Consider the following 21299-nt stretch of genomic DNA (forward strand, 5'->3'; position numbering starts at 1 on the left):
GGAAAGCGATCGCTCGCAAGCTGTGGGGTTTCACATGGTGTTGTCCGGGTCGCCCGCTCTAGGTTCATGTCCGTAGGGAGAACAAATGCAAAAGCACTACAGAATTGCGACTGCAACATTCTTGTCAGTTGTCGCGATCGGGGGGGGTGGTGGGTTGCTCGGGTCATCCTGGAGCAACTGCTCACACGACATTGAGCGCGAAGGCCCCGATCGATCCGTTGGTCCGGATCACCGACAAGTCGGACGACTTCTACAGCGACGCACAGCCCGTGGTACACGAGCTCGGCCGCGGAACGAAGACGTTCGACATCGGCGGGCTCCCGGCTGGCACGAAACGCATCACGTTCTACGTCTCGTGCGCCCCGGACAGTCACTACGAGGTCACCATGGGGAAGACGTTCGCCGGTCCGTGTGAACGGATCGTCGGGAACAGCGGCGGCATTCCTCTCGACGGTGGGGGCGACGCACACGTCACCGTGAAACTGCCGGCCCAGACCCAGTTCTGGCTGGTTGGTATTCCTGACGAAGATTGACTGGAAAAAACAGGGGGAACAATTGAAGAAGATCATTGCAGTGTCGGTCCTGGCGGCTGCGCTCGTGGGTATCGGTGGGACGGCTGCCCACGCGGACACGACGGACGGAACGGACACGCCCGTGTCCACCGACACGACGGACGGAGCGGTGTTCTCCGAGTCGGGTGACGAGCAGACGCTGACCGATCCGCCGACGACGGGCACGGGGTGGACGAGCCCGGTGACGCATCCGGGAGACACGACGAACAGTCAGTGCGAGGGCGGCGTCACGTTCTACAAGGCGACGAACAACTCGACGACGTTCACGCAGGCGAGCGGTCGGGACTCGTCCGTCACCGGGAACAGCGGCATCACGCTCACCATCAGTCGGTCGACGACCTTCGGGGTGACCGGGACGTTCAGCGCCACCACGAGTGTGTCGGTGACCGCCGGCATCGCGGCGGTGAAGCAGGACTACGGCTGGTCCGTGGCCGTCAACAAGTCGGGCACCTCGTCGTCGAGCGGGGCGTGGAAGGTCCCGAACAGCTACAAGATCGGACGTCTGTCGATCGGCGCGCTGAAGCACCGCGGCTCCGTCCAGCAGTTCGTGCAGAACCGTGCGTGCAAGAACGTCGCCACCGGCAGCGCGGCGACGTACAACGTTCCCGAGAACGGCTGGAGCTTCCAGCACAGCAAGGTCTCCTGACCGCTGCACACGACGGGTGCCGCACCCCGGAGGGGTGCGGCACCCGTCGTGTCCGGGTCGCCCGGGAGCCCGCCCGGGTCAGCCGATCAGGCTCGGCCGCAGGTCCCGCAGCGTCCGCGTCCGCGTCTGCCGCGCCGTGACGACGTACGACACGAGCAACGCCCCGAGCAGCCAGCAGAGCAGGACGCCGGCGTCGCTCCAGGCCGTGGCGAGCGACCCGCCGTACATCGTCTGCCGGATCGCGTCGACGGAGTACGTCATCGGCAGGGCGAAGTGCAGCGCGGCGAGCGGCCCCGGCAGTGTCTGCCACGGGAACGTGCCGCCCGCGGTGACGAGCTGGATGAGCATGAGCACCAGCCCGAGGAACTGGCCGACCGAGCCGAGCAGCACGTTGAGCGTCATGATGATCGCCGCGAACGTCGCGGATGCCAGGACCATGATCCCGACCGTCCCGCCGGCGTGCACCACGTCGAGGTCCAGCGCGTACCGGACGATGAGGAACAGTGCCGCCATCTGCACGACTCCGAGGAGCGCCGGGGTCAGCCAGCCGCCGAACACGACACGCAGCGGGCGTCGGACGGCGGTGATCGCGCGCTTCGAGATCGGCTTGAGGATGAGGAACAGCGCGTACATGCCGATCCAGGCGGCCAGCGAGATGAAGAACGGAGCCAGGCCGGCGCCGTAGTTCGACGCGGCGGCGACGTTGTCGTCGCCGACCTTCACCGGGTCGGAGATGACCTTCGCCTGCGAGGCCCGCTGGGACGCGGTCGACGCCGGGATCTCGGTCCGTCCCTCGTCCAGCTGGGACGCCAGTTCCGAGGCGCCGGACTCGAGCGAGTGCAGGCCGGTGGCGAGGGACTTCGCACCGGCGTCGGCCGACGCCGCTCCGCTGGCGAGCTGCGACGCTCCCGAGGACAGCTGCGGGGCCGCTGCGGCGAGCTCCTGCGTCCCGCCGGCGACCTGCGCGGCGCCGTCGGACAGGGTCGACGCCCCGGAGGCGGCGGTCGCGATCCCGGAGGAGAGCGCCGGTGCCGCGTCCGCCAGGGTCGCGGCTCCCGCCGACACCTGCTGCGCGCCGGTGCTCAGCGTGTCGATCTTCGCCGTGGTGTCGCCCAGCTGCTGCTTGGCGTCCGTCCCGGCGCTGTTCGCCTGCTGCACGGCCGACGTCACGGTGGCGGTGAGCGCCTGCTCCTGCTCCGGCGTGAGGGTGACGCCCTCGGGCAGGTTCGACGTGATGTCGGAGATGACGGTGTCCACGTCGAGTGGCTGGATCGCCTGCACGGTCGTGTTCGCCGCGTCCACCTGCTCCGCGAGCTCGGCGTTGCCGGCCGCGACCTGCGCCGCTCCGTCCGCGAGCTGCCGGGTCTGGTCCGGCAGCGCGGCGGTCTGCTGCTGCGCGGACCGGAGGCCCGTGGCGAGCGAGGCGGCACCGCTCGCGACCTGCTGTGCGCCGGAGTCCAGCGTCGCGGTCTGCGCGGGCAGCGCGGCCGTGCTCGACGCCAGGGTGGAGGCACCGGAGGAGAGCTGCGCGGTACCGGACTCGAGGGTGTCGGCCCCGTTCGCGGCGGTCGTCGCACCGGAGGCGAGCTTGCCTGCCCCGTCGACGGCGTCGCCCAGACTGTCCCGCACGTCGGCGAGCCCGACGAGCAGGGTGCTGGCGGCCTCCTTCCCGACACGTTCGGCGACGGCCGTCCGCATGGTCTTGCCCGCCTGCTCCGCGATGGTCGAGGCGAGGTAGGAGTTCGTGTCCGCCGTGGTCATCACGAGTTCGGCGCGCTTCGGGTGGTCGGACTGCGCCGAGGCCAGGGACTCCGAGAAGTCGTGCGGGATCGTCACCACGAAGTCGTAGGTGCCGTTGCGGACACCGGAGCGGGCGTCGGCGGCGGTGGTGCGCTTCCAGTCGAAGTCACCGCCGTCGATGGCCTGCTCCGCGACGTCCTTGCCGTAGTCGACGTGTTGGCCGTCGAGGGTGGCGCCGGCGTCCTGGTCGACGATCGCGGCCGGGACCTGGTCGAGCTTGGCGTAGGGGTCGCGGTTGGCCCAGAGGTAGGCGCCCCCGTACAGCAGCGGCACGCACATCAGTGCGATGAACGCGAGGCGGGCGAGCGGGGTGGCGGTCAGGCGCGCGAGTTCGGCGCGGACGAGCGAGGGGATGGTCACGAGCGGGTCTCCAGGGGAGCGGTGGCGTCGGTGGTGTCGGTCGGCAGGCCGGTGTCGGGCCCGCCGGTCCGGGTCGCGTCCTCGGGACCCTCGGTGGTGCTGGTGCTGGTGCTGGTGTCGTCGCTGGCGTCGAGCGGGTCGTCGGCGATCGTGTCGAGCAGGGCCGAGGCCGTTTCTGCCGCGGCCTTCGAGGTCACGAGCACGACGGTCACCCCGCGTCGGGCGATCTCGCGGACGACGGCGAACCAGTCCGCGACCGCCCCGCCGTGCCGCTCCGGCGACGTGACCACGAGCCCGGTGACGTCGGGCCGCAGGAGTGCCAGTTCGGCGAGCAGCCGCACGCGGACGTCCGTCGGCACGCGCTGCACGTGGGTGTCGGCCCAGCTCGTCATGCCGAGCTCGTCGAGCACGGTCGCGACGTCGCCGCGCGAGGGCCGGCGTCCGGCGAACGCGAGCTCTTCGTGCACGATGCGCTTGAGGCTCATCACCGGGAACGGCTCGGCGACGCCCGGGGTGTCGACGAGGGCGAACGCACGGCGGATGCCCGCGGGGTCGTCGTGTCCGTCGAGCAGGACCCGTCCGGTGTCGGGCTTCATCCGGCCGCCGGCGACCAGGGACGCCAGCACGGGTGCCTGCTCGGTCTCGACGGCGACGATGCCCGGGTGACCGGGGGCCGCGACGGCGCTGACGGCGGGGAGCGCGGCGCCGGGTCCGGTGCCGATGCCGACGGCGGCGAGTTCGAGCGTCATGCGGGGTCCTCCGGGAGGGTGGCGGGGAGAGCGAGCAGGGCGGTGCGCCAGTCGACGCCCGCCATGCCGAGGGCGGAGAGGACGACCATCCGGCGGCCGGCGTCGTCCGGTGTGGCGGAGCGGGTGGCTTCGTCGAGGACCGCCAGGCACGCACCCTCGACCAGGCGGCCGAGGGTCGCGGCGTCGACGTCGTCGCGCATGGTGCCGTCGGCGATGCCGAGGGCGCACGCGTCGCGCACCTGCTCGCGGAGCGGGGCGAACACGGCGGCGACGGTCTCGACGAGGGGTCCGCGGACGGCGATGACCGCCATCGAGCGGACGTGCGAGACCTCGGTCCAGAGAGTCACCGCGATCGCGGCCAGCCGGGAGGCCGGGGGCAGGTCGGCGAGGGCGGCTCGGCTGGGCATCGCGGCCAGGATGCGCTCGGCTCCGCCGGTGACGACCTCGCGCATGAGGTCGTCGCGGGAGGGGAAATGTCCGTAGATCGCACGTCGGGACAGTCCGGCGTGCGCGGCGATCGACTCGAGCGACGCGTCCGGATCCGCCTGCAGGAGGGTCCGGGCAGCCTGGACGAGGGCGGCCCGGTTCTCGGTCGCGTCCCGTCGTGGCGCGCGTGCGGGCCGGTCGGTGGTGGTCATGCACCCATCGTAATAACCTGCACACCCGTGTGCAACTTCGGAGAACCACAGGTTCTGTCCTCTGAACTGCCGACTCCCTGCGCTGGGAACGAGCACATAGCTTCATCTGGACTTCACCCGGAGTTCGGACAACCCAGGAGTGTGCTGCGTGCCACGTGCGACACCACCCACCATCCCTTCCCGTCGGTACCGCTCCCCGCGACTGCTGACCTCGATCGTCGCCGTCGCGGCGCTGGCCTGCGGCGGACTCGCCGTCGGCGGTGCGGCCTCCGCGGCACCGGCCACCGCCGCCTCGGTCGGCCTCAAGCTCTCCGCCCCGCTGCGGAACGCGTCCCCGACCACGACGGTCAGCGCGTTCGTCCGCACGACCGGCGCCGGCGCGCTCGAGGTCGACGCGCAGGCCAAGGGCGGCGACCTCACCCGCTCGAGGACCCCGTCGTCCGCCGCGAAGAGCCGGCTCGCGACGATCCGCTCGACCAACGCGAAGGTCCTCAGCGCCGTCAAGGGCGCCGACCGGAAGGCGGCCGAGCTGTACTCGACCGAGTACACCGTCCCCGGCGTCGCGGTCGTCGCCGACGTCGCGGCCTTCAGCGAGCTCGCGAAGCGCTCCGACGTGCTGAGCATCGCCCCGCTGCTGCCGAAGAAGGTCGTCGAGCCCGAGCAGCGCACGTCGGCGGGCGCCGCACCCTCGGGCGTCGACCCCGACCTCGCGAAGCCCGGTGCCGACGGCGTCGCGCCGAAGAACGCCGCGAGCGACCTGTACACGAAGGCCGTCGACGCCTGGACCCAGACCGGGCACACCGGCAAGGGTGTCAACGTCGCCGTGATCGACACCGGCCTGGACTACACGCAGGCCGACTTCGGCGGTCCGGGCACCACGGCCGCCTACCAGGAGGCCCTCGCCAGCACCGGCGCCCCGGCCTCGAGCTGGTACGACCCCTCGAAGTTCCTCGGCGGCTACGACTTCGCCGGCCCCACGTACAACGCGGACCCGACGGACCCGGACGCCTACGATCCGGTGCCCGCGCCGGACGCCAACCCCATCGACGGCAAGGGCGGCGACCACGGCACCCACGTCGCCGGTACCGCCGCCGGCTTCGGCCTGGACGCGGACAAGACGACCTTCCGCGGTGACTACTCGACCCTCACCCCGCAGCAGGTGCAGGACATGTGGGTCGGTCCGGGCAGCGCCCCGCAGGCCGGTCTCTACTCGCTCAAGGTTTTCGGCGACCAGGGTGGGTCCACCGACCTGACCGGTGCCGCGCTCGACTGGGTCGGGCAGTCCCTCACCGAGGGCAAGAGCATCAACGTCATCAACCTGTCGCTCGGTTCCGACTACGGCGCAGCCGACGACCCGGACAACGCCAAGATCGACGCGCTCACTGCCCGCGGCGTGCTGCCCGTGATCGCTGCGGGCAACGCCGCCGACTTCGCCGACATCGGGGGTTCGCCGGGCAACTCGGCCGGCGCCCTGACCGTCGCCGCTGCCGCGACCGGACAGAGCCTCTTCGACGGTGTCGAGGCGACCGCCCCGGCGGACGTCGCGAAGACCTGGCGCGCGCAGTACTCGCAGAACCACCAGGGCCCGCTCCCCGTCGAGGGCGACGTCGTCGTCCCCACCACGGACATCGACGGCTGCACGGCCTTCAGCGCCGACCAGGCCGCCGCGATCGCGGGCAAGGTCGTCTGGCTGAAGTGGACCGACGGCGCCCTCGAGTGCGGTTCCGGTGCCCGCTTCAACAACGTCCAGGCGGCAGGCGGCATCGGCGTCCTCCTCGCCGGCACCGTGAACACCTTCGACTCGGGCATCGCGGGCAACGCGACCATCCCGGGTGCGGAACTGACCCGTGAGAGCGTGACGGGCCTCCAGGCCGCGGCGAAGGCCGGGACCCTGCACGTCCGGTTCGCGGACGAGCTCAAGGGCTTCCAGCTCGCCACGGACGCCGAGACGGTCAACACCCTGGCGTCCTTCAGCAGCCGCGGTGAGCACGGTTCCTACGGCGACGTCGTCAAGCCGGACATCGCCGGCCCCGGCGTCAACGTGATCTCGGCCGCCAACGGCACCGGCGACGACCGTCTTTCGCTCAGCGGCACCTCGATGGCCACCCCGCACGTCGCCGGCGTCGCCGCGCTGGCGTTCGAGGCCCACCCCGGCTGGACGGCACCGGAGATCAAGGCAGCGCTCATGAACACGGCCACGCACGACGTGCGCCAGAGCGCGAAGGACGGCCAGTCGGCGACCCTGCTCCGCCAGGGCACCGGTCGGGTCGACGCCCTCCAGGCCGTGCAGGACGGCACCACCGTCCGCAGCCAGGAGAACGGGCAGCTCGTCACGGCCTCCTTCGGCGTCGTCGAGGTCGGCGCGGCGACCACCGAGAAGCGCACCCTGCTGGTGCGCAACACCTCGGCCACCGCGCACACCTACCGCGTCGCGTACGAGTCGCGCATCGCGCAGCCCGGCGTCGTCTTCACGCTGAGCACCGACACGGTCACCGTCCCCGCCAGCGGCACCGCCACCGTCACGGTCACCATGACGATCGCCGACCCGACGCTCCTGCGGAAGGTCATCGACCCGACGCAGGTCGCGGTCGAGGGCGGCACCCCGCGGGAGTTCGTCCCGGCTGCCACCGGCCTGGTCACGTTCACCCCGGCCGCCGACGGCGTCACGCCGCTGCGACTCGGCGTCTACGCCGCGCCCGAGCCGGTCAGTGCACTGCACGCGGACGACGTCGTGTTCTCCGGCAAGGCGCGCACCAGCACCATCACGATGGAGGGCCGCGGCCTGTCCCAGGGAACCGGCACGACCGGCTACCGGGCACTCGTCGCACCGTTCCAGCTCGGTGGCACGGACCCGCAGGAGTCGTTCCCGGACGGCACCGCGAAGCAGACGCTCCGTGGCGCGGACATCCGTGCCTACGGCGCCAACTCCACGGCGCTCGGCCTGGCCGACAAGTCGAAGGGCCTGGTGTCGTTCGGCGTCCAGACCGACGGGGCCGAGTCGAACCCCGGCCAGTCGAACACCGTCGACGTGCTCATCGACACCAACCGTGACGGTGACCCCGACTACCTGACCTACGACACCAAGTCGGCGACGGCGGACGTGACGGTCGTGACGACGCTCGACCTGCACCAGAAGGACCCGAAGAAGCAGGTCGTGGACACGCGCCCCCTCGGCGGTGTCGCAGCCGGCGTCGACGTCAACACGTTCGACTCCGCGGTCAAGGTGCTGCCGGTGTCGCTCGCGGCACTCGGGTACACGGCGAAGTCGAAGACCGCGGTGTTCGACTACTCGGTCGTGACCGAGTCGTCCTACTCGCCGACGCTGCCCATGGCTGCGTCCTCGGTGGTCGACGAGACGAAGGTCGCGACCTACAACGCCTTCCAGCCGGCGGTGTCGTTCACCGCGAACGGGACGTCGAGCCTGACGTACCCGGACACGGCGATCAAGGTCATCCGGGCCTCGGCCACCTCGACCTCGGCGAAGGTGCTGCTCCTGCACCTGCACAACGCGCCGGGCGACCAGGCGGACCTGCTCAGCACGACCTCGGTGACGCCGAAGCTCGCGCTGGTGTCCGGCCGTGTGGTCGTCACCGGCTCGCTGAAGATCCGGGCGAACCTGAAGTCGCACACCGGCACCTGGAACGCGGACGGCGTCACGTTCACGTACAAGTGGCTGCGTGACGGCAAGGACGTCGGGGTGTCGCGGTCGACCTACAAGACCGGGCCGAAGGACGTCGGGCACAGGATCTCGTTCGTCCTGACCGCGAAGAAGTCCGGGTACGAGACCGCTTCGGTGACCTCGCCCCAGACGGGCAAGATCACGAAGTAGCACCGACAACAGCACAAGTGCGAGACGAGCGGGCGGTCCGGGAACGGGCCGCCCGCTCCGTCGTGTGACGCGGTGTGCCGTGGACCACCGGTGGGAAGTGCGCCTACAGGACACGTAGTTAGACGAACTAGGTACTTCGTGCCAGTGTTGCAGCATGCGAACGAACAGCCTGGCGCAGCTCCGGCAGAACCCGATGGAGTGGCGTCGCCGCGGCCTGACCCCGCCGGACGTCATCCGGGCCATGGTCGAGGAGCGCCTCGCCGAACCCGGTCACACCCAGGTGGTCGGAGACCCCTCGTACGCGGACTTCTTCCGCGGCTGACGCCGCTCGGTCGCGACGCGACCACACGACGGACGGGAGGCCCGGTACCAGCTGGTACCGGGCCTCCCGTCATGCAGGTGCTGACTCGTCGTCAGTTGCCGATCTTGTCGTCGGCAGCCTTCTCGGCCTTGTCGATCTGGTCGCCGTGGCCACCGCCGGTGGCCTTGTCGGCCGCGCCAGCGGCCTTGTCCAGGCCGGAGTCGCTGGCCTTCTCGCCCTTGTCGCTGTTCGCGAAGTCCTTGGCCTTGTCGCTGAGGTCGCTCATGGTGTTCCTTCCGTTCGTCGGATCACTGACGGGGTCGAGCGTGCTCGGACGGCCATCCGTGCACGTCCAGGCGTGCGCTGGCCGGATGCCGTCAGCGGCTCAGGCGTCGGGACGCTCGTCGGCGGCCTCGCGCCCGCGGTCGGTCTCGGGCATGACGTCCTGCGGGGCGCTCTCGACCGAACCGATGCCGCCGTCGGTGAGCTCCTCGGCCTGCTGGGTGTCCAGCAGGCGGTTCATGTCGTCGATGGGGTCGCTCATGGTGGTTCCTCTCGTCGGGGCGGTCGTCGTGCTCCTCCAGCGTGCTCCGGAGGGCCACCGCTCTCCACAGCTGGCGTCATGCCGGTGACGTGGAGATGACCAGTCGATAGACTCGGGTGGACCACCGGCCCGGACGGCCGTGTGCGGTCCTCCGCCAACGTGAGGAGAACCAGATGCCCGCAGCAGTCATCATCGGCGCCCAGTGGGGCGACGAGGGCAAGGGGAAGGCCACCGACCTCCTCGGTTCCCGCATCGACTACGTCGTGAAGTTCAACGGTGGCAACAACGCCGGACACACCGTCGTCGTCGGCGGCGAGAAGTACGCGTTGCACCTGCTGCCCTCGGGCATCCTCACGCCGGGCGTCACCCCGGTGATCGGCAACGGCGTCGTCGTCGACCTCGAGGTCCTGTTCCAGGAGCTCGACGCGCTGAAGGCCCGCGGTGTCGACGTGTCGAAGCTCCGCGTCTCGGCGAACGCCCACGTCATCACGCACTACCACCGCACCATCGACAAGGTGACGGAGCGCTTCCTCGGCAAGCGCCAGATCGGCACCACCGGTCGTGGCATCGGCCCGACCTACGCGGACAAGATCAACCGCGTCGGCATCCGCATCCAGGACATCTTCGACGAGAACATCCTGCGGCAGAAGGTCGAAGCGGCCCTCGACCAGAAGAACCACCTGCTGGTCAAGGTCTTCAACCGCCGTGCGATCGACGCCGAGGAAGTGGTCGAGTCACTGCTGTCCTTCGCCGACCGCCTGCGTCCGATGGTCGCCGACACGGCGCTGGAGATCCACCGGGCCCTCGAGCGGGGCGAGACCGTCCTGTTCGAAGCCGGCCAGGCCACCATGCTCGACGTCGACCACGGCACCTACCCGTTCGTGACGTCGTCGTCCGCCACGGCCGGTGGCGCCGCCACCGGGTCGGGAATCGGCCCGGGCAAGCTCGAGCGGATCATCGGCATCGTCAAGGCGTACACGACCCGCGTCGGCGCCGGCCCGTTCCCGACCGAGCTGTTCGACGAGTCGGGGGAGTTCCTCCGCGCCAACGGCTTCGAGTTCGGCACCACGACCGGCCGCCCACGTCGCTGCGGCTGGTACGACGCCCCCATCGCCCGCTACACGGCACGCATCAACGGCGTGACGGACTTCGTGCTGACCAAGCTCGACGTCCTCACCGGCCTCGAGACGATCCCCGTCTGCGTGGCGTACGAGGTGGACGGTCAGCGCGTGGACGAGGTGCCCGTGTCCCAGTCGGACTTCCACCACGCCAAGCCCGTGTACCAGGAGTTCCCCGGCTGGTCCGAGGACATCACCGGCGTCCGGACCTTCGAGGACCTGCCGAAGAACGCGCAGGACTACGTGCTCGCGGTCGAGGCCATGTCCGGCGCGCGGATCTCCGCGATCGGTGTCGGCCCCGGGCGTGACGCGATCGTCGTCCGGCACGACCTGCTCGGGCAGGGCTGAGCGTGCGGATCCTCTTCGTCTGCAGCGGCAACATCTGCCGGTCGCCGCTCGGTGCGCAGGTGCTGCAGGAGCGTCTCGGTCCGGCCGCCTCGGTGCACGTCATCGAGTCGGCCGGCACCATCGCCGACGACGGCGCCGTGATGGACGGTGCCGCCGCCGAGCAGTCCGTCCGGCTGGGCGGACATCCGGAGGCACACCGCTCCCGCTACCTGACCGAGCAGATCGCCCGGTCCGCGGACCTGGTGCTGACGGCCGAACGCTCCCACCGAGCCGCGGTCGTGCAGCTCACGCCGCGGGCCGCCAAGCGGGCGTTCACGATCAAGCAGTTCGCGCGGGTGCTCGGCGGCCTGGAGCCCGGGGACCTGACGGACGTGCATTCGCCGGAAGCCCTGGTCGAACGGGTCGCCCGGCTGCGCGGGACCGTGCCGCCGCCCGCTGACCCGGCAGACGACGACGTGGACGACCCCTACCGTCGCTCGGAGTCCACGCACGCGCGGGTCGCTGACGAGATCGACGCTGCGCTGACGACCATCGCCGACGCCCTGCGCGCGGTGTCCTGAGGCCCGGCCGCCCCGAGACGCCCCGGACGCCCCGGACGCCCCGGTACGCCCGAGACACCGCCGTGTGCCCGAGACGCCCCCGTACGCGCGAGACGCCGCCGAACTCCGCGGCGTCTCGGCCCTTCGGCGGCGTCTCGCGTCGACGCGGGCGTCTCGCGTCGTACCCCGTTCCGCCGTCGTCCGGATGACGAGTACCCCGATCGGCTCTGCTGTACCCCGAACGCCGGGGGACGAAGCCCGGAGTTCCGGGCTTCTCGGATGAACATCCGGGGCTGAACCCGTGAATCGACGGGCCTCGCTGTCGATCGGCGCGATCGGTGTCGTAGCGTTCACGTACTGCACCACGTACCCCGAACACGACAGGAGAGCGCGATGACCACGACCATCAACCGGACCGCAACCGGGACCGACGTCACCCTCGACACCGAGACCGTCGACATCGTCGCCGTCCTGGAGGCCGAGGCCGCCACCAGCGCCCGTGCCGCCCGTGCGAAGCTCACCTGGACCCTCGAGGGCGACGACGAGTGGGTCGCCAACTACGGCGGGTACTTCGGCGGCTCCGTCGACAAGCGCGACGGCCGCTACGTCGCCTCGGACACCTTCGGCCTGGTCGTCGGCGACTTCACCTCGCTCGAGGACGCGCAGACCGCGCTCGCCGGGCACCTGCACGTGATGCTCCCGTCGGTCATCCGCCCGACCGCGTAGCGCTCCCCGCTCCACTGACGACGCCCCACCCGCTGCGGCCGGTGGGGCGTCGTCGTGTCCGGAGCGTGTCCCGGGTCACTCCGGCAGGCGGTAGCTCCCGACCGTGATCGCGTGGGCGCCCTGTCCGGCGAGCACCCGGACGACAGCGTCGGCGCGGGCGCGGTTCGGCACCGAGTCCTTCGCCGCCCAGGACGCCAGAGCCGACTGCAGTTCGTGGTCGTTCGTGACGATGCTCGTCGTCACGGTGCCGCTGCGGTCCTCCGGCTGCACGAACGTCGCCGCCGAGGGTGCCGAGTAGAAGACGCAGGTGTCGAACCAGGTGCGGGACACCCCGGTCTGCTCGTCGACGAAACGGGCGAGCCGTCGGGCCTGCTGCCGCACCTGCTGCGCCGGCGACGCCCCCTTCGCCTGGACCCGGACCTGCCACCAGTTCTCGGCCTCCTCCTCACCGTTGAGGACCGTGCGGCTCCGCACCTGCACGGCGAACGGTGGCACGAGGGACGATTCGTCGACCAGGTTCCGGAACGCCGGGTGCACCTCGCTCGGACGGCGTCCGTCGAACACGATGCCGCCCCAGCGCTTGTTCTCGATGACCAGACCGCGACCGGACTCGGACACGAGCACGTGGTCGGCCTGCGCGACGAACTTCCGCCACGGACCCTGCTCGGTCTCACCGACGGGGACGAACACGACGTTCGTCATCAGCACCCCGCTCACCCCGGCGGCACGGCAGGCCCGGAGGACCGCCTGCTCGGACGCCTCCTCCCACTTCATGCCTCGGCGGGCGAGCGCGCGGCTCTCCTCCGCCTCGGTGAGGGCATCGCGCCGAGCAGCGTCGGCCGCCGCGACCTGCGCCGCTCGGTCGGCCTCGAGCCGCGCGGTGGCGTCCCGGTGCTCCGCCTCGCGCTGGGCGAGCTCCGCGGCACGCGCCCGTTCGGCGGCGTCGAGCTCGGAGCGGGCAGAGGTCTGGTGTCGCCGCAGGAGGACCACCAGGACGACCACCACGACGGCGAGCCCCCCGGCGACCAACCACGGCACGAGGTCGCTGGTCATGGCACCACCCCACCACGGGCCACGGCCTGGAAGCGCGTGGTGCGTCGGCGCGTCCTCGTCACCTCCGCCGTCAGTACGGTGGGCGCATGACGCAGCGGGGTTCGACGTGGGGGTTCTGGCTCTGGGCGATCAGCGGCGTCGTCGTCTCGATCGCGGCCGGGGTCCTGCTCGGCGCGTGGTTCCGCATCGCTGCCGCCGTCACCATCGGATGGGGTGTGTTCGCCGTCACCGCCTTCCCCACGCGAGCGCGGTTGGACGTGCGGCAGCCGTGGCTCTGGGGGTTCTCGGCCGCGATGCTGGTCCTGCTCATCGGGGTCTCGCTGCTGCTCGGTGCCGTCGGTCTCAGCAACGACGAGCGGACGGACAGCCCCCTCCCGGGCGCAGTCCTCGGTGGGGTCCTGACGGCAGCGGGCGCCCTGTCACTCCTCCTCGGTCGGGCCTGGCAGCGTCGCAGGGCGGTCGACGCCGAGGTCGAGCGGCACCGCACGGAACAGCGGATGGCGGACCCCGCCGACGACCCGGCCTGACCCTCAGTCCGCCGAGGCCGAACCGGCGAACCGGTCCGTCGTCTCGAGCAGCGCGTCGAGGATCCCCGGCTCGTCGAACGCGTGCCCGGCGTCGTCGATGAGTCGGAACTCCGCCGACGGCAGTGCCCGGTGCAGGTCCCACGCGGTGACGGCCGGCGTGCACATGTCGTAGCGCCCCTGCACGATGACGGTCGGGATCTCGCGCAGCCGGTCGGCGTCGCGGATCAGCTGGCTGTCCTCGAACCAGCCGTCGTGGGTGAAGTAGTGGTTCTCGATCCGGGCGAACGCCAGCGCGTACGTCGGGTCCGCGTACCGGGCGACCAGGTCCGGTCGGGGCAGCAGCGTGATCGAGGCAGCCTCCCAGCTCGCCCAGGCGACCGCGGCGGGTCCGTGCACGGCTGGGTCCGGGTCGGCCAGCAGCCGTTCGAACACGCGGACCAGGCCGCCGGGCTGCCGTTCCTCGGGTGCCAGGGGAGCGAGGTACCCCTCCCACAGGTCAGGCAGCACGTTCGCGGCCCCGCCCTCGTAGAACCAGTCGATCTCGCTCGGCCGCAGGGTGAAGATCCCGCGGAGCACGAGTTCCGTGACCCGCTCCGGGTGCGTCTCGGCGTACGCCAGGGCCAGGGCTGACCCCCACGACCCGCCGAACACCTGCCACGCGTCGATCCCCAGGTGCGCACGCAGTCGCTCGATGTCGCCGACCAGGTTCCAGGTCGTGTTCGTGGACAGGTCGGTGGCCGGGTCGCCGGCGTGCGGCAGGCTGCGGCCGCAGTTGCGCTGGTCGAACAGGACGATCCGGTAGCGCGCCGGGTCGAACAGCCGGCGGTGGTCGGGGGAGCAGCCGGCACCCGGTCCACCGTGCAGGAACACGACGGGCTTGCCGTCGGGAGCGCCGCACTCCTCCCAGTACACCTGCTGGCCGTCGCCGACGTCGAGCATCCCGGAGCGGTTCGGTTCGAGCGGCGGGTACAGCTGGCGCATGGCGGTCCTCTCGGCGGTGGGGCGACGGTCGCTGCCACCGTACCGCCGCCCGTGACGCGACCGGGCGGCGGACGGGAGGCCCGTGGCGGGCCGGGCGCGGGCCTCCCGTCCGGCAGCCGGACCGCCTGTTCCACGGGGACGTGCCGAGGCGGGCTCGTGCCGAGGCGGGCGCGTGCCGAGGCGGGCGCGTGCCGAGACGGGCGCGTGCCACGATGGGCGCATGCCCGTCGTCGAGTCCCGTTGCGTCGTCCCGGTCGAGGTGGACGTCGCGTTCGCCGTCTCGCAGACGCAGGGCGCCATCCGCAAGCGGTGGGACCCGTTCATCCGGCGTCAGCACCTGGTCGGCGGCGCGACGGTACCCGGCAAGGGCGTCCGGACGTGGACGGTGCAGCGCTTCGGGTTCGCGATGGAGAGCGAGTACGTCTCGTACAACCCGCCGTCGAACGTGGGCATGAAGATGACGAAGGGCTCGTGGTTCTTCGAGCGGATGGGCGGCGGATGGCGGTTCAGCCCGGCGGAGGGGCAGCCGGGACACACCCTGGCGGTCTGGCGCTACAACTTCACCTGCCGGCCGAAGTGGCTGGCGCCGCTCGCCGAACGGATCGGCGTGGTCGTGCTGCAGCGGGACATCGACCGGCGCATCGCGGGGTTCGCGGGCGGCTGCTCCGACCCCGTGGTGCTGGCGCACGTCGCGGGCAGCTCCGCAGCCTGAGGAGGGATGCCCGTCCGCGGCCGGTCCGTCAGAACCAGCGCAGGACGAACTGCTCGAGCACGTTGCGGGCGACGGCGACCGGGCCGCTCGCCGGCTCGCCGCTGTCCTTGCCGATCGCCCGGAGCAGTGCGGTCTGCGCCTTCTCGTAGTCGTGCCGCTGTTCACCGGAGTAGTCCGCGGGCGGAGTGGTCCGGCTCGTGCTGACCGACTCGAGCTGCCGAAGGCCGTACCGGTGCCCGACCGGACGCGGGGCGGACTCGATCAGCTGCGCCAGCCGCATGTGGGTGTACCGCTCCGGGGCGCCGGACGCGGCCGCGATGCAGTCCGTGAGCCCACGGAGCCCCGCTTCTGCGCCGCCGGTGCGGAGCTGCACCAACCGGGCTCGGCTGCACAGGTCGTAGAGCACTGCCTCGTCCATCCCGTCCCCTCCCGGTCCTCGGACAGCGTGGCACAACCCCGGGGACAGTGGGGCTCCTCCTTTGGATGCAAGTCCGGCAGGTGCCTCCCTCCGCCGGTCGTTCCGGAGCAGCGGAGTTCCTAGCGTCGATGTCATGACGAACACCATCGAAGCCCGGTCCACGACCGGCACCGCGCAGCAGGACCGCCGCGGCGTCCGGGGCGTCATCACCCGGCACCCGCTGTCAACCTTCTTCACCCTCGCCCTCGGCCTGAGCTGGCTCGCCTGGGTGCCGTACATCCTGTCGCCGCACGGCCTGGGCGTGTGGCACCTCCACTTCCCCGAGGTCCTCGGCAGTGCGCAGTTCACGGGCGTCCTCCCCGGCGCGCTCCTCGGCCCGTTGGGCAGCGCGTTCATCGTGACCGCGGTCGCCGACGGTCGCGCCGGCCTCCGCCGCTGGGTGGGGCGGCTGTTCCGCTGGCGGGTCGCCTGGTACTGGTACGCGCTGGCGCTCGTCGTCGTCCCGGCCCTGATCGTCCTGTCCGCGGTGCCCTTCGCCGGCGGCGACGTGCACGCCCCCTCCGCCCTGGCGCTCTCGGCCCTGGTGCCGGGGCTCGTCATCCAGCTGTTCTCGACCGGCCTCAGCGAGGAGCCCGGCTGGCGCGACTTCGCCCTGCCCCGCCTGCAGCACCGCTTCGGCGCACTCGGCGCGGCCGCGATCCTCGGCCCGGTCTGGGCGCTCTGGCACATGCCGCTCTACCTCAGCGACTGGGGCGGATGGCCGAACGCGCACTGGAGCGAGCCGGTGGTCTTCGCCCTCTTCACGATCACGTTCAACGTCGTGATGATCCAGGTGTTCAACAAGACGGGTGAGAGCCTGCCGCTGGCCCTGCTGCTGCACGTCGGCGTGAACAACACGATCTCGTCGCTGTTCCCCGAGATGTACCCGAGCATGACCGCCGGCACGCTGATGATCGGACTGACGATCATGTCGACCGTCGCCGCCGTGGTGCTGCTCGTCGTCACCCGCGGCCGGCTCGGCTACGACCCGGCACGTCGGGCGCTGCCGATCGACGCCCCGATCCCGGCTGCGGGACGCAAGGGCCTCGTAGGATCGCACGATGGCACCCGCTGAGCCGCGCCCGAGTGCGCCCGCCCCGGACGCTCCCGCGCCGAAGTCGGGACGCGCTCCCGCGTCGGACTCGGGACGCGCGCCCGTACCGCGGGGCGGGCACGCTCCGTCCGGGTCCGGGTCCGGGTCCGGGTCCGGGTCCGGGCCCGCGGCACCCGCCACCGCCCGCCAGCGCCGCACGGATCTGGTCGTCGCACTCGGTACGGCCGTGGTCGCCCTCGGCCTGATGCTCGGCCTGCCGCCGCTCGACGCCGCCGACCCCGACCCGATCGGCCCCGCCTCCCACTTCCCGGCCGTCGCCAGCACCGCGTGGACGCTCCTGTTCGTCGGTCTGGTCGCGCAGTCGGCCGTCCTCGTCGCTGTACGAAGGGCACCGCGGACCGCGCTCCTCGCCGTCGCTGCGATCCCGGTGCTCGTCGCCGCACTGGCCCCGCAGGCGGCCGAACTCTTCGGCCTCACCGCACTGCCCGTCGTGGTCGCCGTCGTCCTCGCCACGCTCCGCGTCCCGCTCGCCCGACTCTGGCCGGCGCTCACCGCCGCGTCCGTCCTGGTCGTCGTCGGTGGCGCAGTCCTGTTCGGCGTCGCGTCCGGCGCCTTCCGGGGGGACTTCGTGCAGGGCCTGACCGGGTCCATCGGCCAGGGCGTCCTGCAGGCCGTCGGTGCCGTCGGCCTCCCGCTGCTCATCACCCTGGTCGTGATGTCCCGCCGCGAGGTCCGCGTCGCACGCACCGCCGAGGCCACCGCGGTCGACCGGGAGCAGGACGCCCTGATCGACGCCGCCGTCTCCCGCGAACGGGCTGCGATGGCCCGGGAGCTGCACGACATCGCCGCCCACCACCTGTCCGGCATCGCCCTGATGTCCGCCGTCATCGACCGCCAGATCGACACCGACCCGGAGCGTGCCCACGAGGGCGTCCGACAGGTCCGGGAGCAGAGCACCGCCGTCCTGGAGGACCTCCGCCGCCTGGTCGGCCTGCTCCGCGACGACAGCCCCGCCGAGCGCGCGGTCGAGACCGTCGCCGGCATCGTCGACCTGGTCGAACGGGCCCGGCTCCGCAGCGACGTCCGACTCGAGGTCCTGCCGGCAGCCGGAGCCGGGGCGTCCCGCCCACTCGGTGACGGCGTCGGCCCGCTCGCCCAGCTCGCCGCGTACCGCACCGTCCAGGAGGCCCTCGCCAACGCCGCCCTGCACGCACCCGGGTCGCCGTGCACCGTCACCATCGACGACCGCGCCGACGACCACCTCGCGATCCGCGTCGAGAACGGGCCGGCCACCGTCCCCGCACTCGGCAGCACGCCGGCCGGGGGGAACGGACTGCGTGGCATGCGTGAGCGGGCGGAACTGGTGGGGGCGAGCCTCCAGGTCGGCCCGAAGGACGCCGGCGGCTGGACGGTCAGCCTGCGTCTCGGCCGGGAGGCCCTGCCCACCCCCGCCCCGCCGGCCGCGACCGCGGACCCCGACACCACCACGGAAGGCCCCCGATGACCGACAGCCCGGCCGACGGCCGCACCATCCGCGTCCTGGTCGCCGACGACCAGCCCCTCGTCCGCGCCGGCGTCTCCGCGCTGCTCGACGCGGAACCGGACATCGAGGTCGTCGCCGTCGCAGCCGACGGTGGACAGGCGCTGGAGCTCGCCCGGAGCACCCGTCCGGACGTCGCGGTCCTCGACATCCGGATGCCGGTCCGGAACGGCATCGAGGTCGCCCGCGAACTCTGCCGTCCCGACGCCGACCCGGCCGTACCCGCGCTGATGCTCACCACGTTCGACATGGACGACCTGGTGTTCGGCGCACTCGAGGCCGGAGCGTCCGGGTTCCTCCTCAAGGACGCCGAGCCCGACGTGATCATCGGCGCGGTCCGCCAGGTCGCCGCCGGCAACGGCACCCTGGACCAGGCGCTCACCCGCCGGGTGCTCCGCGAGTTCGCCTCGCGCCGGAGCCTGCAGCCGGTCACCGGGGACCGCGTGGACGGCGTCCTCACCGCCCGTGAACGCGACGTCCTGCTCCTGCTGGCGCAGGGCATGTCGAACGAGGAGATCGCCGCGGAGCTGGTCGTCGAGGTGTCCACGGTGAAGTCACACCTGGCACGCATGCTGCCGAAACTCGGCGTCCGGTCCCGCCTGCAGGCCGTGGTCTGGGCGTACCAGAACCGGATCGTGACGGTGCCGGAGCAGGACCGGTAGAGCCGTTGGGCGCAGGCGCGGATGCTCCCGGCGCTCCGCTGTCACTCCGCGGGTGCATGATGGGCGCGGCCGTCACACCCGTACGGCCCGGACTGGAGTACCTGCTGTGACCGAGACCCGCGCATCGTCGCAGTCGTCCGACCGCCCCTCGGGTGGGCGCGATGCCCAGCCCGGTGACGCCGGTCCCGGCGACGACGCCACGCACCCCGCGAAGGCCGCGCAGCACCCCGCCGGCCGGGAGGCCCGTGGGCACCGTGGCAAGGCCGGCCTGGCCCTCGCTGCGCTCGGCGTCGTGTTCGGCGACATCGGCACCAGCCCGCTCTACTCGATGCGCACCGTGTTCTCCGTGGACGGCGGCATCGTCCGACCCGTCCCCGAGGACGTCTACGGCGTCATCTCGCTGCTCTTCTGGTCGATCACCATCATCGTGTCGATCAAGTACGTGCTCGTGCTCATGCGCGTCGACAACCACGGTGAGGGCGGGGTGATGGCGCTCGCCGCACTCGCCCGACGGCTGCACGCGCACCGTCCGGGCGGCACGACGGTGTTCCTGGTCATCGGCATCGTCGGGGTGGCCCTGTTCTACGGCGACTCCGTGATCACCCCGGCGGTGTCGGTGCTGTCCGCGGTCGAGGGTCTGGGCACCGCAGCCCCGTCCGTCGAGCACCTGATCGTGCCGATCGCCGCCGTGATCCTCGTCGGGCTGTTCATCGTGCAGAAGTTCGGCACCGCGAAGGTCGGCGCCTCGTTCGGTCCCGTGATGATGCTCTGGTTCATCGTCATCGCGGTCGCCGGCATCCCGCGCATCGTCGAGCACCCGGGCGTCCTGCAGGGGCTGTCCCCGACGTGGGCGATCGCGTTCCTGTTCGCGCACCCGTTCATCACCTTCATCGCGATGGGCGCCGTCGTCCTCGCCATCACCGGCGCCGAGGCGCTCTACGCCGACATGGGCCACTTCGGGCGCATGCCGATCCTCCGGGCCTGGTTCTTCGTGGTGTTCCCCGCGCTCGTCTGCAACTACCTGGGCCAGGCGGCCCTGGTGCTCGAGGACCCGACCGCGACGAAGGACCCGTTCTTCCTGCTGTTCCCGAACTGGGCGCAGCTGCCCGTCGTGATCCTGGCCACCGCCGCGACCGTGATCGCCAGCCAGGCCGTCATCTCCGGCGCGTTCTCGCTCACCCGTCAGGCCGTGCAGCTCGGGCTCCTGCCGCCGCTGACCATCCGGCAGACGTCGAAGCGCGAGGGCGGCCAGGTCTACCTGCCGGCCGTCAACCTGCTGCTGTTCATCGGTGTGATGGCGATCATGCTCGCCTTCCGCTCCTCGGCCGCACTCGCCACCGCGTACGGCGTCTCGGTCACCGGCGCACTGGTCGTCGACACCCTGCTGCTGCTCGTCGTCGTGAAGCCGCTGTGGCGCTGGGCGACCTGGAAGCTCGTCACCGTCGCCGTGGTGTTCGGCGGCCTCGAACTGACCTTCCTCGCCGGCAACCTGTCGAAGGTCCTGCACGGCGGATGGGTGCCGCTGCTCATCGCCCTCGCCGTGATCACCCTCATGACGACCTGGCACCGCGGCCGGCAGCTCGTGCAGATCGAGCGCCGGAAGCGTGAGGGCTCGCTGGCCGAGTTCATCGAGACCGTCAACGCCGACCACATCCCGCGCGTCCCGGGCATCGCGGTGTTCCCGCACCCGAACAAGGAGACGACGCCGCTCGCGCTCCGGGCGAACGTGGAGCACAACGGCGTCGTCCACCAGCGGGTCATCATCGTGTCCGTCCTGACCGCGAACGTGCCGCACGTGGCGTTGGAGGAGGCGTTCCGACGCGACGAGCTCGGCTACGACGACGACGGCATCGACCACATCACCATCACGTTCGGGTTCTCCGACGACCAGGACCTGCCCGCCGCGATGCGTGCCGCGTGTGCCGGGGGTGTGCTCGACCTCGCGCAGGAGGACATGTCCACGGCGTCGTACTTCATCTCACGCGGAGCACTCCGGACCGGCGCGGGCAAGGGCGGCATGGTGTCGTGGCGGCGGAAGCTGTTCGTCGCGATGGCGCACAACGCTGCCGACCCGGCGGCGCGCTTCGGGCTGCCGCTCCGCCGCACGGTGACGATGGGCAGCGACGTCGAGGTCTGAGCCGCG

General features: G+C 71.6%; 21 protein-coding genes. 13 read left to right on the top strand and 8 right to left on the bottom strand.

Annotated elements, in window-relative coordinates:
* Nucleotides 1–191: 191 nt before the first annotated feature.
* Both DEJ24_RS04790 and DEJ24_RS04795 read left to right on the top strand, forming a co-directional pair.
* Complete coding sequence (locus tag DEJ24_RS04790) at nucleotides 192–533, top strand: hypothetical protein (RefSeq protein WP_111077507.1); 342 nt, start codon at nucleotides 192–194, stop codon at nucleotides 531–533.
* 22 nt (nucleotides 534–555) lie between these two features.
* Nucleotides 556–1218, top strand: a complete 663-nt coding sequence (locus DEJ24_RS04795) for a hypothetical protein (RefSeq protein WP_146242559.1) — start codon at nucleotides 556–558, stop codon at nucleotides 1216–1218.
* A gap of 78 nt (nucleotides 1219–1296) precedes the next feature.
* Here the strand turns inward: DEJ24_RS04795 and DEJ24_RS04800 are convergent, their stop codons facing one another.
* The 3 genes from DEJ24_RS04800 to DEJ24_RS04810 are packed head-to-tail and all read right to left on the bottom strand — an operon-like array spanning nucleotide 1297 to nucleotide 4765.
* The gene (locus tag DEJ24_RS04800; protein WP_111077509.1) at nucleotides 1297–3378 is read right to left on the bottom strand and encodes a YhgE/Pip domain-containing protein; all 2082 of its coding nucleotides are present in this window, start codon (nucleotides 3376–3378) and stop codon (nucleotides 1297–1299) included.
* The gene (locus tag DEJ24_RS04805) at nucleotides 3375–4127 is read right to left on the bottom strand and encodes a hypothetical protein (RefSeq protein WP_111077510.1); all 753 of its coding nucleotides are present in this window, start codon (nucleotides 4125–4127) and stop codon (nucleotides 3375–3377) included. The genes DEJ24_RS04800 and DEJ24_RS04805 overlap by 4 nt, the downstream gene beginning before the upstream one ends.
* A complete protein-coding gene (locus DEJ24_RS04810; RefSeq protein ID WP_111077511.1) occupies nucleotides 4124–4765 on the bottom strand; it encodes a TetR/AcrR family transcriptional regulator in 642 nt (213 codons plus the stop codon). The genes DEJ24_RS04805 and DEJ24_RS04810 overlap by 4 nt, the downstream gene beginning before the upstream one ends.
* Nucleotides 4766–4913: 148 nt before the next feature.
* Between DEJ24_RS04810 and DEJ24_RS04815 the strand changes: the two genes are divergently transcribed.
* Together DEJ24_RS04815 and DEJ24_RS16535 are read left to right on the top strand one after the other, a co-directional pair.
* Nucleotides 4914–8594 (top strand): S8 family serine peptidase, encoded by a 3681-nt coding sequence (locus DEJ24_RS04815; RefSeq protein WP_146245927.1) that lies wholly within the window; start codon nucleotides 4914–4916, stop codon nucleotides 8592–8594.
* A gap of 154 nt (nucleotides 8595–8748) precedes the next feature.
* On the top strand, nucleotides 8749–8916 hold the full coding sequence (locus DEJ24_RS16535) for an acetyltransferase (RefSeq protein WP_146245928.1): 168 nt from the start codon (nucleotides 8749–8751) through the stop codon (nucleotides 8914–8916).
* A 91-nt stretch (nucleotides 8917–9007) separates the two neighbouring features.
* Here the strand turns inward: DEJ24_RS16535 and DEJ24_RS04820 are convergent, their stop codons facing one another.
* Both DEJ24_RS04820 and DEJ24_RS16790 read right to left on the bottom strand, forming a co-directional pair.
* Nucleotides 9008–9181, bottom strand: a complete 174-nt coding sequence (locus tag DEJ24_RS04820) for an Rv0909 family putative TA system antitoxin (RefSeq protein ID WP_111077513.1) — start codon at nucleotides 9179–9181, stop codon at nucleotides 9008–9010.
* Between the two features lie 99 nt (nucleotides 9182–9280).
* Complete coding sequence (locus DEJ24_RS16790; protein ID WP_181421707.1) at nucleotides 9281–9439, bottom strand: hypothetical protein; 159 nt, start codon at nucleotides 9437–9439, stop codon at nucleotides 9281–9283.
* A gap of 173 nt (nucleotides 9440–9612) precedes the next feature.
* Between DEJ24_RS16790 and DEJ24_RS04825 the strand changes: the two genes are divergently transcribed.
* The 3 genes from DEJ24_RS04825 to DEJ24_RS04835 all read left to right on the top strand — a co-directional run bounded on the left by DEJ24_RS04825 (nucleotide 9613) and on the right by DEJ24_RS04835 (nucleotide 12170).
* Complete coding sequence (locus DEJ24_RS04825) at nucleotides 9613–10905, top strand: adenylosuccinate synthase (RefSeq protein ID WP_111077514.1); 1293 nt, start codon at nucleotides 9613–9615, stop codon at nucleotides 10903–10905.
* 2 nt (nucleotides 10906–10907) lie between these two features.
* A complete protein-coding gene (locus tag DEJ24_RS04830) occupies nucleotides 10908–11465 on the top strand; it encodes a low molecular weight phosphatase family protein (RefSeq protein ID WP_181436522.1) in 558 nt (185 codons plus the stop codon).
* A 372-nt stretch (nucleotides 11466–11837) separates the two neighbouring features.
* On the top strand, nucleotides 11838–12170 hold the full coding sequence (locus tag DEJ24_RS04835; RefSeq protein WP_111077516.1) for a hypothetical protein: 333 nt from the start codon (nucleotides 11838–11840) through the stop codon (nucleotides 12168–12170).
* A gap of 75 nt (nucleotides 12171–12245) precedes the next feature.
* Here DEJ24_RS04835 and DEJ24_RS04840 read toward each other — a convergent pair whose 3' ends face one another.
* The gene (locus DEJ24_RS04840; protein WP_111077517.1) at nucleotides 12246–13223 is read right to left on the bottom strand and encodes a hypothetical protein; all 978 of its coding nucleotides are present in this window, start codon (nucleotides 13221–13223) and stop codon (nucleotides 12246–12248) included.
* Nucleotides 13224–13309: 86 nt separating this feature from the next.
* On the opposite strand from DEJ24_RS04840, the gene DEJ24_RS04845 reads away from it, so the two are divergent.
* On the top strand, nucleotides 13310–13750 hold the full coding sequence (locus DEJ24_RS04845) for a hypothetical protein (RefSeq protein ID WP_111077518.1): 441 nt from the start codon (nucleotides 13310–13312) through the stop codon (nucleotides 13748–13750).
* A 3-nt stretch (nucleotides 13751–13753) separates the two neighbouring features.
* Here the strand turns inward: DEJ24_RS04845 and pip are convergent, their stop codons facing one another.
* The gene (gene pip, locus DEJ24_RS04850) at nucleotides 13754–14731 is read right to left on the bottom strand and encodes a prolyl aminopeptidase (RefSeq protein WP_111077519.1); all 978 of its coding nucleotides are present in this window, start codon (nucleotides 14729–14731) and stop codon (nucleotides 13754–13756) included.
* Nucleotides 14732–14951: 220 nt separating this feature from the next.
* Between pip and DEJ24_RS04855 the strand changes: the two genes are divergently transcribed.
* Nucleotides 14952–15443: an SRPBCC family protein gene (locus DEJ24_RS04855; protein WP_111077520.1), complete on the top strand. Its 492-nt coding sequence runs from the start codon at nucleotides 14952–14954 to the stop codon at nucleotides 15441–15443.
* 28 nt (nucleotides 15444–15471) lie between these two features.
* Here DEJ24_RS04855 and DEJ24_RS04860 read toward each other — a convergent pair whose 3' ends face one another.
* On the bottom strand, nucleotides 15472–15861 hold the full coding sequence (locus tag DEJ24_RS04860) for a hypothetical protein (protein WP_110904912.1): 390 nt from the start codon (nucleotides 15859–15861) through the stop codon (nucleotides 15472–15474).
* A gap of 133 nt (nucleotides 15862–15994) precedes the next feature.
* On the opposite strand from DEJ24_RS04860, the gene DEJ24_RS04865 reads away from it, so the two are divergent.
* The 4 genes from DEJ24_RS04865 (at nucleotide 15995) to DEJ24_RS04880 (ending at nucleotide 21293) form a co-directional block, all read left to right on the top strand.
* Nucleotides 15995–16975, top strand: coding sequence for a CPBP family intramembrane glutamic endopeptidase (locus tag DEJ24_RS04865; protein ID WP_111077521.1), 981 nt, complete (start codon nucleotides 15995–15997; stop codon nucleotides 16973–16975).
* Nucleotides 16962–18458 (top strand): sensor histidine kinase, encoded by a 1497-nt coding sequence (locus tag DEJ24_RS04870; RefSeq protein WP_111077522.1) that lies wholly within the window; start codon nucleotides 16962–16964, stop codon nucleotides 18456–18458. Before DEJ24_RS04865 ends, DEJ24_RS04870 begins: the two co-directional genes overlap by 14 nt.
* Nucleotides 18455–19156 carry a response regulator transcription factor gene (locus DEJ24_RS04875; protein ID WP_111077523.1) on the top strand — a complete coding sequence of 234 codons (702 nt, stop codon included), beginning with the start codon at nucleotides 18455–18457 and terminating at the stop codon, nucleotides 19154–19156. Before DEJ24_RS04870 ends, DEJ24_RS04875 begins: the two co-directional genes overlap by 4 nt.
* 106 nt (nucleotides 19157–19262) lie before the next feature.
* Nucleotides 19263–21293: a potassium transporter Kup gene (locus DEJ24_RS04880; RefSeq protein ID WP_258374727.1), complete on the top strand. Its 2031-nt coding sequence runs from the start codon at nucleotides 19263–19265 to the stop codon at nucleotides 21291–21293.
* Nucleotides 21294–21299: the final 6 nt, after the last annotated feature.

It is taken from the genome of Curtobacterium sp. MCPF17_001 (genome assembly GCF_003234615.1).
In the GTDB taxonomy this organism is placed as follows: domain Bacteria; phylum Actinomycetota; class Actinomycetes; order Actinomycetales; family Microbacteriaceae; genus Curtobacterium.